The sequence below is a fragment of the Streptomyces sp. CA2R106 genome, assembly GCF_037034245.1.
GTDB lineage: Bacteria > Actinomycetota > Actinomycetes > Streptomycetales > Streptomycetaceae > Actinacidiphila.
On the sequence record NZ_JBAGKC010000001.1, the window covers coordinates 229,083 to 241,027 of the forward strand.

Sequence of the window (11,945 nt, forward strand, 5' to 3'; positions counted from 1 at the left end):
AAGTATTTGTTTGCCTTCAGCAACTTATATTAATTGCTGGGGGCAAGCAACTGAGTAAGCAGGGGCGTCCGGAAGCTACTCGATCGCGTCGTCCTGCGTCGTACTCACCCGGTGTACGCCCCTGAGCTCCGCGAGCGCCGACGCGAGCTCCACCACCGGCCGCGGACCCTGCACGGTCAGGAACACCGTGACGGTCCCGCGCTGCTCCGGCTCGTGGTCGTGCTCGGCGGACAGGTCGACGACGTTGAAACCCATGTTCGTACAGGACTCCAGCGCGGTCCGCAGCACCCCGCGGCCGTCCTCGTAGTCCAGCCGCAGCCACGCGGGGGAGCGGGTCGAACCGGGGATGCGGGCGGCCAGCGGCGCGAAGCCGAGCACGATCACGAAGTGCGCGGCGGCCACCACCAGCGCCAGCACCGGCAGCCCCGCGCCCGCCGCCATGCCGATCGCGGCCGTCATCCACACCACCGCCGCCGTGGTCAGCCCGCGCACCACGTCCTGCCGGACGAAGATCAGCCCGCCGCCGATGAAGCCGATCCCGGAGACGATCTGCGCCGCCACCCGCGAGGGGTCCAGCACGGTGTGGCCGCCGAGCACGTCGCCGAAACCGTACTTCGACACCAGCATGATCAACGCCGAACCGAGCCCGACGAGCGTGTGCGTCCGCATCCCCGCGCTCTTCTGGCGCACCTCGCGTTCGAGGCCGATCGCCGCCGACAGGACGAACGCGAGCCCCAACTCCCCGATCTGCGGCCAGCCCTGGCCGGCCGCTTCACCCCACATCGCCACATTCATCCCGTCACTGTAGTAACTGCCGCCGCGGCAACGGCATCCCCGCGCCCGAACATTCAATCGGCCGGCGCCTCCCGGACCACGTCCGCCGGGTCCTTGTCGTCCCGCAGCCCCAGGAAGCGGGGATGGCGCAGCATCCCGTCCCCGGTCCACTCGGTGAAGGCCACCTGCGCCACGAGCACCGGCTCCGCCCAGTGCGCCGCCCGCTCGCGCACCGGGTCGGCGAAGGGCGACGACGGCCGGGCCAGCGCCTCCAGCCGCGCCCGCAACTCCCGCAGCAGGCGGTCGCGGTAGCCGGTGCCGACCTTGCCCGCGTAGCGCAGCGCGCCGCCCGCGCCGCTGTCGTCGTCGTGGTAGCCCACCAGCAGCGCGCCGAAGCCGATCCGCGAGCCCGACGGCTCGGTGAAGCCGCCCACCACGAACTCCTGCCCCGCCAGGCACTTCAGCTTCAGCCAGTCGTGCGAGCGGCGCGGCTGGTACGCGGCGTCCGCGCGCTTGGCGATCAGCCCCTCCCAGCCCCGCGCGCAGGCGTCCGCGAGCAGCGCCGGGGTGTCGCCGTCGTAGTTGCGGTGCGCGGTGTACCGCAGCGGGCCGCCGAACTCCAACGCGTCCCGCAGCAGCGCCTTCCGGGTCCGCTGCGGCACCCGGGTGGTGTCCCAGCCGGCCAGCGCCGGCAGGTCGAAGACGTAGTAGTGGACCGCCACCGGGCTGGCCCGCACCGCCCGCGGGTCGGTCAGCCCCATCCGCTGCTGGAGCCGCGCGAAGTCCGTGCGGCCCGCCCGCAGCGCCACCACCTCGCCGTCCACCGTGAACTCCGCGCAGGGCTGCGCCGCCAGCGCCGCCACCACCTCGGGGTACGTCGCCCCCAGGTCCCGCCCGGTGCGCGACAGCAGCCGCACCCCGTCCGCGTCCCGTACGGCCAGCACCCGCACCCCGTCGAGCTTCCGCTCGAACAGCCAGCGGTCGTCGAACGAACGGCGGTTGCTCGGCGTGGCGAGCATCGGCGCGGGCGGCACCCCGGCCCGCGCCGGGTCGGCCGGGCGCAACAGGTGCGCGGGCACCGCGGCGGCGGACGGGACGGGGCCGGCGCCCCTGGCGGCGGGGGTCAACGGTCCGAGTGCCAGGTCGGGCCGCCCGCCTCGGCGACCTGCGCGAGGGTGCGGCCGGTCCGCGTGCTGCGGGCCAGGTGCGGGTCGGGGGTGCCGCGGCGCCGGGCGCGGCGCACGTCCTCCTCCGCCGCCCTGACCAGCAGCCACGCCTCGCCCTCGGCGTGCCCGCTGTCGTCCTCGGTGCCGGGCTCGCCGGACCGGAAGCGGGTCAGCGACCAGCGGCCGCGCAGCTTTCCGCCGACCAGCCGGAAGGAGGCGTGGCCGCGGGCCAGCGCCTCGGCGAAGGGGATCTCGCGGCCGGACCGGTCGGTGCTGGCGTTGCGGTAGCCGCCCGCGTCCCAGACGATCACGGTCCCGCCGCCGTACTCGCCCGCCTCGATGACCCCTTCGAAGTCGCGGTACTCCATGGGGTGGTCCTCCGTCGGCACCGCGAGCCGCTTGTCCCGCGGGTCGGTCGAGGGCCCCTTGGGCACCGCCCACGACTTGAGCACGCCGTCGACCTCCAGCCGGAAGTCGAAGTGGGTGCGGGTCGCGTCATGGATCTGCACGACGTAGGCGGGGCCGCCGCCCGCGGGAGTGCCGCCGCCGCGCGGCTCGGCCGTACGGGCGAAGTCGCGCTTGCGGCGATAGGTGGCGAGGCGGTCGCGGCGGCGGTCGCCGCGGGTAGCCCGGCGGTCGGTGGTCACGGCGCCTCCTCGCGGGTGCGGCTCAGTGCTGCCTTCCTGTCGGCTGACCACTCGTACGGCGGACAAACCTCGCCTTGACATGGGTAGACCTGTCTGTCTAGTCTCAGAACAAGCTACTAGACAGGTCTGTTCAGTTCCCCGAGGGATTCACAAGGGAGAAGCCATGTCCGTCCCCCCGGCCAGTGAGGCAGCCACCCGGAGGAGGAGTGCGCCGACGCCTGCGGCGCCGGGTGCCGCGCCGGGCGCGGCACCCGGCGGTGGGCGGCATCTCGGACCCACCGCCGCGCTGGTCCTGCTCGCGTCGATCATCATCTCGCTGCTCGCCGCCTCCAGCGCCCCCACCCCGCTCTATGCGGTGTACCAAGGCGAGTGGGGCTTCTCGCCGATCACCACCACCGTCGTCTTCGGCGTCTACGCGGTCGCGGTGCTGGTGTCCCTGCTGATCTTCGGGAAGATCTCCGACCACATAGGGCGCAAGCCCGTGCTGTTCGTCGCGCTCGCCGCGCAGGCGGTCGCCATGGTGGTGTTCGCCACCGCGGGCGGGGTCGGCGTGCTGATGGCGGGCCGGGTGGTCCAGGGCGTCGCGACGGGTGCCGCGCTCGGCGCGATAGGCGCCGGTCTGCTCGACATCGACCGGATCAAGGGCTCGGTCGCCAACTCCTTCGCGCCCCCGATCGGGACCGCGGTCGGCGCGCTGGTCTCCGGGCTGGTGGTGCGGTTCCTGCCCGCGCCCACCCACCTCGTCTACTACCTGCTGCTCGGCATCTTCGCGCTCCAGGCGCTGGGCGTGGCGGCGCTCCGGGAGCCGGTGACCCGCAAGCACGGCGCGCTGTCCAGCATGGTGCCGGAGATCAAGCTGCCGCGCTCCGCGCGCGGTGCGATCGCCGTCGCCGCGCCCGTGCTCTTCGCGGTCTGGTCGCTCGCGGGCTTCTACGGCTCGCTCGGCCCGGCGATCACCAGCCGCCTGGTGCACTCCGACTCGGTGGTCTACGGCGGGCTGGGGCTGTTCGTGCTGGCCGGGGCCGCCGCCCTGTCCGTGCCGCTGCTGCGGGAGACCGCGAGCCGCACCGTGATGGTGGCCGGCGTGATCGCGCTGATCGTCGGGGTGGCCGTGACCGTGCTGTCCATAGGCTCGGGCGGGGGCGGCGCCGGTGCGGTGACTGGCTTCTTCGTGGGCAGCGCGGTGGCCGGGTTCGGCTTCGGCGCCGGGTTCCAGGGCGGTATCCGCCTGGTCGTCCCGCTGGTGGAGCCGCACGAACGGGCCGGGGTGCTCTCGCTGCTGTATGTGGTCTCCTACCTCGGCATGGGGGTGCCCGCGGTGATCGCCGGCGTGCTGGTGGTCCATGGCGGCGGTCTGCTCGACACCGTCCGGGAGTACGGCGCCGCGGTGATCGTGCTGGCCGCGGCGGCGCTCGCCGCCCTGCTGCTCGGCCGCCGCACTCCCCAGGCGGTCCGCGAGAGCTGACCCGGCGCGCCGGGCCGAATACCCGGCCGTCGGACCGTTCCTCCGGTACGGTGCCGCGATAGACTAGACAGGGTTGTCTGAGAGGTGATCGGGATGGTGCAGAAGGCCGTGCCGGAAGGACCGGCGAAGGAGTCCAGGCCGGCGAGGACCTCCGCCCGCGAACGCCTGCTCTTGGCGGCCAACGAGCTGTTCTACGCGGAAGGCGTGCAGTCGGTCGGCATCGACCGCGTCATCGAGCACGCCGGGGTGGCCAAGGCGTCCCTGTACAACTGCTTCGGCAGCAAGGAGAGCCTGGTCCGGGCCTACCTGGACTACCGGCGGGAGCGCAGCGTCGACCGGATCACCCGGGTCCTGACCCGGTTCCGCACCCCGCGGGAGCGGCTGCTCGGCATGTTCGACGCGCAGGGCGAGTTGATCACCTCCCCGGGGTACAACGGCTGCGCGTTCGCCGCGGCCAGCGCCGAAGCGCCGCGCGGTGGCTCCGTGGAGAAGGCGACGGACGAGTACCGCGCCTGGATGCGGGGCCTGTTCGCCGAACTCGCCGCGGAGGCGGGGGTCGCCGACCCCCAGGGCCTCGCCCGTCAGCTGCACCTCCTCTACGACGGCGCCACCCTCAGCTCCCAGCTGGACCGGGACCCCACGGCCGCGTCCGTCGCCCGCGAGGCTGCCGCCGTGCTGGTGGACGCCGCGCCGAAGGTGGCGCCCGCGGACGGCGAGGCGGCGACTCCGGTATCAAATGCCGCGGCCGCCGCGAATATCGCAAAACTTGCGATCGATGCGGATTTGGGGCGTGTTCGACCCGGGACCCGTGGGTAGGCAGTCCAAAGGACCGCCAATGCGGGCAAACCGTCACGGCGTCGGGTGGCCACAAAGCCGCCAGGAGTTTTACGCTGAGTAAGGATGCGGCAGCTTCGGGATGGAGAACCGAAGGACATCCGGCGTCAGAAGCGACTGCACATGCGAAAGGGAGGTGGCTTAGATGGCCACCGATTCGACTCATTCGCCGACGTCTCCGTCGACGCGCTCCACCATGGAGGACCACCCGGACATCAGGTCCCTGCGGGACCAGTACGCGGTGGTGGGGAACAAGCCGATGGCCGGTGTCATCGAGGGCCTGTGCCTGCTCACCGGCCTGTATCTGGCCATCTCGCCCTGGGTGGTGGGCTTCACGGGCCTCACCAGCCTGCGGGTCACCAACCTCGTGGTGGGCATCGCCCTGGCCGTGCTGGCCATGGGATACGGCTCGGTTCTGGAGCGGACCCACGGACTCGGCTGGGTCGCGATCGCGATCGGCGTGTGGACGATCATCGCCCCGTGGGTGGTGTCGGGTAACGCCGACATCCACAAGACGATCTGGAACAACGCGGTAGTTGGTGGTGTTGCGTGCCTGCTTGGTCTGGCCACCATGGGCATGGGCCTGATGAAGCGAAGGGTCCGTACCTGACCGGTGCCCGCTCGTAAGAGCGGTCGGCAAGAAAAGCCGGTAGCGCACCGGAGAGAAAAGCGCGGGCGACTCCTCCCTTTCGATCGGAGGGGCCGCCCACGTGTGTGTCCGGGGCCCGTTGTTCGGGGCCACTTGTCCGGGGGAGCTGTGCGGGGGTCAGTCCAGGCCGTGCTGACGGGCGTAGCGGGTGGCGGCCGCGCGGTCGCGGGAGCCGGTCTTGGCGAAGATCCGGTTGATGTGGGTCTTCACGGTGTTGCCGCTGAGGAAGAGGTCGCGGGCGATCTCGGCGTTGTTCCGGCCGCGGGCGATCAGCGTCAGGATCTCGGCCTCGCGCCGGGTCAGCCCGTCCGGGAGCGCGCCGCGCCGCGCCGGCTCCCCGTCGGGGTCCGCCTCGGGCGCCGTACCGGAGTCCGGCGCGGCGTTCGGGCCGGTCGCGGCCAGCAGGGTGGCCTGCACCTGGGGGTGCAGCACCGTCAGCCCGGCGGTGGCGCTGCGCAGCGTCTGCGCGATGTGCAGCCGGTCCGCGTCCTTGGTGAGGTAACTGCGCGCGCCGGCGCGCAGCGTCTCCAGCACCGACCGGTCGTCGGCGTAGGTGGTGAGCACCACGATCGCCACGTCCGGGTGGTCCGCGGTGAGCCGGCGGGTGGTCTCGATGCCGTCCATCACCGGCATGTGCAGGTCCAGCAGGATCGCGTCCGGCTGCTGCTCGGCGACCACCTCCAGCGCCTGCCGCCCGTCGGCCGCCGACCCGACCACGTCGATGCCCGGCAGCAGGTCCAGCATCAGCACCAGCCCTTCGCGGACGGCGGCCTGGTCGTCCGCGACCACCACGCGCAGCGCGGGCTCACCGGCCGCGGCACCGGCGGCGCCACCGGCCGCGGGAGGAGCGCCGGTCATGCCGTGGCCCGCGCGTGTCGTGGCACGCGCGCGGTGACCTGCCAGCGGCCGTCCACCGGGCCCGCGGTGAGGGTGCCGTCGAGCAGCAGCAGCCGCTCGCGCATCCCGGTCAGGCCGTAGCCGCCGTCCACCGTGGTGAAGCCGGTGCCGCCCGGCCCGGCCGGTGCGGCAGCGTCCCGCGGCGGGTCGTCCGGGGGCGGGGCGCCGCGGCCGAGCGGGTTGGTGAGGGTCAGCGTCACGTCCTGGTCCCCATAGCGCAGATCGACGGTCACGGGCCGGTGCGGCGCGTGCTTGGCGGCGTTGGTCAGCGACTCCTGTGCGGTGCGTACCAAGGCCAGCGCCTGGTCCGGCGGCAGCGCCGTCGCGCCGCCGGCCACGGTCAGCGTCACCGTACTCCCGTGCCGCTGCTCGTGGGTGGCGGCCATCCGCGCCAGTTCGTCGGCGAGCGGCGGGGTGTCGGTGCGCAGCGCGTGCACGGCGCGGCGGGTCTCGGTCAGCCCGTCGGAGGCGATCCGCTGCGCGGTGGTCAGCACCTCGACCGCCCGCTCGGTGTCCTGGTGGTCGGTCAGCAGGGCGCGGGCGGCCTGGATCTGGATGCCGAGGGCGCCGAGCGAGTGGGCGAGCACATCGTGGATCTCGCGGGCGATCCGGGTGCGCTCGTCGAGCACGGCGACCCGGCGCTGTTCGGCGCGCAGCCGTTCGGCCTGGGCGAGCAGCGCCTTGTTCTGTTCGGCCCGGACCCGGTAGGCGCGGCGGTTGAAGCCCGAGAGCAGGCCCACGGCGAGCAGCAGCGGGATGCCCTGGGCGGCCTTCGGGTCGGCGGCGCTGAAGAGCAGGCCCACCTCGGCGGCGAGCACCGCCGAGGCGAAGACGCACCAGCCCTCGAAGTGCCGGATGCCGGTGGCCGCGTCGATGACGGCGATCATGGCGACGCCCACCAGCGTGGTCGCGCCCGGCTGGACCGCCACCGCGGTCGAGATCGACGCGGCCAGCGACTGGACGACGGTGCGCCGCACGGTGTGCTCGTCACGGGTGAGCAGCAGCGCCCAGAGGGTGAGCGCCCCGGACAGCAGGTAGCCGGCCACGACGGAGGGGTGTTCCACCGGGCCGTAGGCGTGGTGGGTGAACAGGTCGACACCGAACAGGACGTAGGCGCTCGCGCGGATCAGCCAGGTCGCGGAGGTCAGCACATCGGCACGATAGTCGGCCGGGTCGTGGCCGGGCCCCGGCCGGACCCCGACCCGGCCCCGTGCGGCCGTCACAGGAAACGCCGTGCGGCCCGGCGGTCGTCGCGGTGGCCCCGGCCGCCGCGGTCGGGGGCGCCGTACCGGCCGCCGGAGCCCGGGCCGTACGCCGGGCCGTGCCCCTGGCCGTAACTCTCGTCGTAGCCGTGACCGTACCCGTGGTCGTACGCCTGGTCGGACCCCTGGTCGTACGCCTGGCCGTACTGGTCGTCCTGCCGTTCGTACGGTGCCCGCGGCCGGTGCGGGGCGGCGTCGTCGCGGCCGGTGAGGCGGGCGCCGAGGTCGGAGAGCCGGCCGGCGAGGAAGACGGAGCCGTCCTTCTCGCGGGCGAAGGGGATGCCCGCGGTCAGGGCGCGGCGGGTGATGATCGCGGCCTGGCCGAGCCGGTTGACGCCCAGCAGCAGGACGACCGGCGCGGTGGAGGCGGCGACGTGGGCGCCCAGCGCGCTCGCCAGGAGGGTCATGACCAGCCGGGAGGCGACGAGCGCGGCCCACAGCAGCAGGCCGCGGACCGGCATCCGCCCCCACAGGCCGCCCTCGCGGTTCTCCAGCCGCATCATCGCGCCCTGGCCGGCGCCGATCGCCGCCGCGATCAGACCACTGACGACCAGGCACGCGATGTCGGCCGCGTGCACAGGGTGGCTGCCGCTGTCGAGCCGGGTCAGGCCGACGACCACGAGGATCGCGGGCAGCAGCAGGACCCGCTTGCCGCGCAGCGACTCGCCGAGGAGCTGGCGGCCGATCACGTAGGCCACGATCGCGATCACGGCCAGTACCTCGAGCACGGGAAGCTCCTCCGGTGGGTGTCGGCGGCCCGGTCGGGCCCGTCGGCGGCGACGTTACGGAGCGGGGCGGGCGCGGGCGTCACACCGCGGGGTGAGGCGCGGGGTGATCCCGGGGGTGAGGGCGCGGGGTGACCGCGCGGCGGGCGGGCGGCGCCGGTCACCCCGGATCTCGCCCCGCGCTACGGCGCGGTCGTACCGGTGCGGGGGCGAGTCTGTGGGCGCCGCGTACGCCACGGCCGGCCCCAGGTCCGGCCTCGATGACAGGAATCCGCTCATGTCCACGCTCACCCAGGCCATGGTGATCAACGCCGCCGTCCTCTTCGCCGTGCTGGAGGCGGACCTCGGGCCGCACCGCAAGGTCGGCGCCTTCCGTATCCTGCGGCCGCTGCTGATGGCGGCGGCGATCGTGCCGCTGTTCGTCGAGTCGCCCGCCACCCGCGGGTACGGGCTGGGGGTGGAGGTGGTCGCGGTGGTCGTCGGGGCGGCGTGCGGGCTGTGCGCGGCGGGCCTGACCCATGTCTACCGCAGCCCCCGCACCGGGCGGCCGGTCAGCCGTACCGGATGGGCGTACGCGGCGCTGTGGGTGGTGGTGATCGGCGCCCGCGCGGCCTTCTCGTACGGCTCGGAGCACTGGTTCTCCGCGCAGCTCGGGCACTGGATGCTGGCGCACCGGGTCACCGCCGACGCGCTCACCGACGCGCTGCTGCTGATGGCGGTGGCGATGACGCTGACCCGTACGCTCACCCTCGCCGCGCAGGCCGCGGCCGTACGGCGGCAGGGACGGGGCGCGGGACCGGCGGCGCTGGCCTCCGCCTGATCCGCGCCGGTCCGGGACGGTCCGGGACGGGTCACTCCGGCGCACCGCCCGGGGTGCCCCGCAGGGCGGAGGCGGTGGCGGCGAGCAGCGACATGCCCGCCGCGGTCGCGAAGACGATCACCAGGCCGTGGTGGAAGGGCGCGGAGATCAGGTGCGGGAAGAACTCCTTGCCGGTGAGCACGTCGCGGTTCTTCGCGGGCAGGGCCGCCAGTGTCCCGGAGGGCTTCAGCAGCGTCTCGACGGGGTTCACCCCGAGGAACGCGGAGAAGACCGTGGAGACCGGCGGGAGCGTCGCCGCCTGGTGGGCGACGTCCGCGGGCACGCCCTGGGCGCGCAGCCCGGCCTGGAGCGTGTGCGGCAGCCGGTCGGCGAGCCCGACGATCAGCAGGGAGAAGAAGACGCCGATCGACAGCGAGGTGCCGGAGTTCTGGAAGGTGGAGCGCATCCCGGAGGCCGCGCCGCGGTGCGAGGCGGGCACGCTCGACATGATCGCCGAGGTGTTGGGCGCGGAGAACATCCCCGAGCCCATCCCGTTGAGCAGGATGAGCAGCGCGAACGCCCAGTAGGGGAAGTCGATCGGCAGCAGGAGCAGCCCGACGAAGCTGGAACCGAACAGCACCAGCCCGCCGGTGGTGAACCAGCGCACCCCGAACCGGTCGGAGAGGGTTCCCGACACCGGGCCGGCCAGCAGGAATCCGGCGGTCAGCGGCAGCAGGAAGATGCCGGCCCACAGCGGGGCGTCCTCGAAGGCGTAGCCGTGCAGCGGCAGCCAGATGCCCTGCAACCAGATGATCAGCATGAACTGGAGGCCGCCGCGGGCGACGGAGGCGAGCAGCGCGGCGGCGTTCCCGGCGGCGAAGTGCCGGTCGCGGAAGAGCCCGAGGTGGAACATCGGCTGCGCGACCCGGGTCTCGATGAGCGCGAACGCCAGGAGCAGCACACCGCCGCCGATCAGCCCGGTGAGCACCTTGGGGCTGCTCCAGCCCATGGTGTGGCCGCGGTAGGGCTGGATGCCGTAGGTGATGGAGACCAGGACCAGCCCGCAGCCCGCCGCGAAGGTGAGGTTGCCCCACCAGTCGATGCGGGCCGGGTTGCGGGTGGAGATCTCGCGCAGCGAGCGGTAGGCCCAGATGCTGCCGAAGATCCCGACGGGGACGTTCACCCAGAACACCGCGCGCCAGTCCCACGCCGACAGCAGCCCGCCGAGCACGAGTCCGATGAACTGCCCGGACAGCGCGGAGATCTGGTTGATGCCCAGGGCCATGCCGCGCTGGCGGGCCGGGAAGGCGTCGGTGAGGATCGCCGCGGAGTTCGCCATCAGCATCGCGCCGCCCAGCGCCTGGACGATCCGCCAGCCGATCAGCCACAGCGCGCCGTGCGTGCCGCGCGCGGGGTCGAAGGAGAGCGCGACGGAGGCGAGGGTGAAGACGACGAAGCCGAGGTTGTAGATCCGCACCCGGCCGACGATGTCGCCGAGCCGTCCGAGGCTCACCACGAGCACCGCGGTGACGAGCAGGTAGCCCATGATCATCCACAGCAGGTAGCTGATGTTGCCCGCCGCGAAGGGGTCGAGGTGGATGCCGCGGAAGATCGCGGGCATCGAGATGATGACGATCGACGCGTCGACCATCGCCATGAACATCCCGAGGCTGGTGTTGGACAGCGCCACCCACTTGTAGCGGTCGGGGCGGGTACCGGGGCCGGGCGGCGGCTGCTGTTCGGACACGTCGGATGGTCCTCTCCCTGGGTTCCCGCGATGCTCCTGTGTCGATTGTCGTCACGCCGATGGCGTTGTGCCACGGGGACGTAACAGGCGCTGACTTGGGCGGATGAGCCGTGCCAAGGTCATCTTGTCAGCAGGGCGGGCACCTCGTGAGGGGCTCGGGCCGCCCGCACCGCCACCGCTTCCGGTGGGGGAAGCGCCGAAGTGAAAGAGGGACACCATGCGTATCCGGACTGCTCGTTGGGGACTGTCGGCCGCCGTACTCGTCGTCGCGGGGCTGGCGCTGACCGCGTGCGGACCCGAGGACGCCACCGACGCCGCCTCCACCGGCACCCCGGCCGCCACGAGCACCGCGCAGGCCGGTCAGCCCGCCGCCTCCACGTCGTCCGACAACGGCAAGGGCTCGTCATCGGGTTCGCAGTCCGGCGCCGCCAAGCAGTCCGGGGTGAAGTGCACCGACCAGATCAACTACGCGGGCGACCCGCGGTCCAACGCCGAGATCAACAGCATCGGTGAGGAGACCGGCACCTGCCCGGCCGTCGAGTCCTCGGACTCCTCCGGCTCCTCCAGTTCCTCCGGCGGCAGCGACGACGGCCAGCAGAGCACGCTGGTCGGCAAGATGAGCTACCTCGCGCCCGGCAAGCTGATCGTCAAGCCGGACAACGGCGGCACCGACCAGGCGTTCATGATTTCCAACGCCACCACGATCCTCGGCGCGGCCGCCATCTGCGGCGCCGACGACGGCAACGTGACCATGGACAGCAACGGTTACGGCACCACGAAGTGCACCATCGACCAGCTGGAGACCGCCGCGAAGACCGGTGCCGTCACCGTGCGCGTCACCCTGGACTCCTCGCTGGCCGCCGCGGTGACCATCGCCGAGAAGTACCACCCGTAAGCAGCACCGGCGAGTCGCGCGCGCGGGCCGGCCGGCCCGCCCGGCGCCGGGCCGTGTCCGCGAAGCCCCGTACCTGAGACGGGAC

General features: G+C 73.0%; 12 protein-coding genes. 5 read left to right on the forward strand and 7 right to left on the reverse strand.

The window, feature by feature from the left end; translation table 11 throughout:
* Positions 1–75 precede the first annotated feature (75 nt).
* From WA788_RS01020 to WA788_RS01030, 3 genes are all read right to left on the reverse strand, one after another.
* Positions 76–795 carry an MgtC/SapB family protein gene (locus WA788_RS01020; RefSeq protein ID WP_335970568.1) on the reverse strand — a complete coding sequence of 240 codons (720 nt, stop codon included), beginning with the start codon at positions 793–795 and terminating at the stop codon, positions 76–78.
* Positions 796–848: 53 nt separating this feature from the next.
* Positions 849–1,793 (reverse strand): non-homologous end-joining DNA ligase, encoded by a 945-nt coding sequence (gene ligD / locus WA788_RS01025; protein WP_335971228.1) that lies wholly within the window; start codon positions 1,791–1,793, stop codon positions 849–851.
* Positions 1,794–1,897: 104 nt separating this feature from the next.
* Entirely contained in the window at positions 1,898–2,587 is a 690-nt protein-coding gene (locus WA788_RS01030) for a DNA polymerase ligase N-terminal domain-containing protein (RefSeq protein WP_335970571.1), read from the reverse strand.
* Between the two features lie 163 nt (positions 2,588–2,750).
* Between WA788_RS01030 and WA788_RS01035 the strand changes: the two genes are divergently transcribed.
* The 3 genes from WA788_RS01035 to WA788_RS01045 all read left to right on the forward strand — a co-directional run bounded on the left by WA788_RS01035 (position 2,751) and on the right by WA788_RS01045 (position 5,496).
* On the forward strand, positions 2,751–4,052 hold the full coding sequence (locus WA788_RS01035) for an MFS transporter (RefSeq protein ID WP_335970573.1): 1,302 nt from the start codon (positions 2,751–2,753) through the stop codon (positions 4,050–4,052).
* A 93-nt stretch (positions 4,053–4,145) separates the two neighbouring features.
* Positions 4,146–4,868 (forward strand): TetR/AcrR family transcriptional regulator, encoded by a 723-nt coding sequence (locus WA788_RS01040; protein WP_335970575.1) that lies wholly within the window; start codon positions 4,146–4,148, stop codon positions 4,866–4,868.
* A gap of 163 nt (positions 4,869–5,031) precedes the next feature.
* Positions 5,032–5,496: an SPW repeat protein gene (locus tag WA788_RS01045; protein ID WP_335970577.1), complete on the forward strand. Its 465-nt coding sequence runs from the start codon at positions 5,032–5,034 to the stop codon at positions 5,494–5,496.
* Between the two features lie 156 nt (positions 5,497–5,652).
* Here the strand turns inward: WA788_RS01045 and WA788_RS01050 are convergent, their stop codons facing one another.
* From WA788_RS01050 to WA788_RS01060, 3 genes are all read right to left on the reverse strand, one after another.
* Positions 5,653–6,393 (reverse strand): response regulator transcription factor, encoded by a 741-nt coding sequence (locus WA788_RS01050; RefSeq protein ID WP_335970578.1) that lies wholly within the window; start codon positions 6,391–6,393, stop codon positions 5,653–5,655.
* A complete protein-coding gene (locus WA788_RS01055) occupies positions 6,390–7,583 on the reverse strand; it encodes a sensor histidine kinase (RefSeq protein ID WP_335970579.1) in 1,194 nt (397 codons plus the stop codon). The genes WA788_RS01050 and WA788_RS01055 overlap by 4 nt, the downstream gene beginning before the upstream one ends.
* Before the next feature lie 68 nt (positions 7,584–7,651).
* Positions 7,652–8,422: a hypothetical protein gene (locus WA788_RS01060; protein WP_335970581.1), complete on the reverse strand. Its 771-nt coding sequence runs from the start codon at positions 8,420–8,422 to the stop codon at positions 7,652–7,654.
* Positions 8,423–8,696: 274 nt separating this feature from the next.
* Here WA788_RS01060 and WA788_RS01065 point away from each other — a divergent pair, with 274 nt between their 5' ends.
* Positions 8,697–9,239 (forward strand): hypothetical protein, encoded by a 543-nt coding sequence (locus tag WA788_RS01065; protein ID WP_335970583.1) that lies wholly within the window; start codon positions 8,697–8,699, stop codon positions 9,237–9,239.
* A 31-nt stretch (positions 9,240–9,270) separates the two neighbouring features.
* Here WA788_RS01065 and WA788_RS01070 read toward each other — a convergent pair whose 3' ends face one another.
* Positions 9,271–10,881 carry an MFS transporter gene (locus WA788_RS01070; RefSeq protein ID WP_335971231.1) on the reverse strand — a complete coding sequence of 537 codons (1,611 nt, stop codon included), beginning with the start codon at positions 10,879–10,881 and terminating at the stop codon, positions 9,271–9,273.
* Between the two features lie 301 nt (positions 10,882–11,182).
* On the opposite strand from WA788_RS01070, the gene WA788_RS01075 reads away from it, so the two are divergent.
* The gene (locus tag WA788_RS01075; RefSeq protein WP_335970585.1) at positions 11,183–11,860 is read left to right on the forward strand and encodes a hypothetical protein; all 678 of its coding nucleotides are present in this window, start codon (positions 11,183–11,185) and stop codon (positions 11,858–11,860) included.
* The last annotated feature ends 85 nt before the right edge of the window (positions 11,861–11,945 follow it).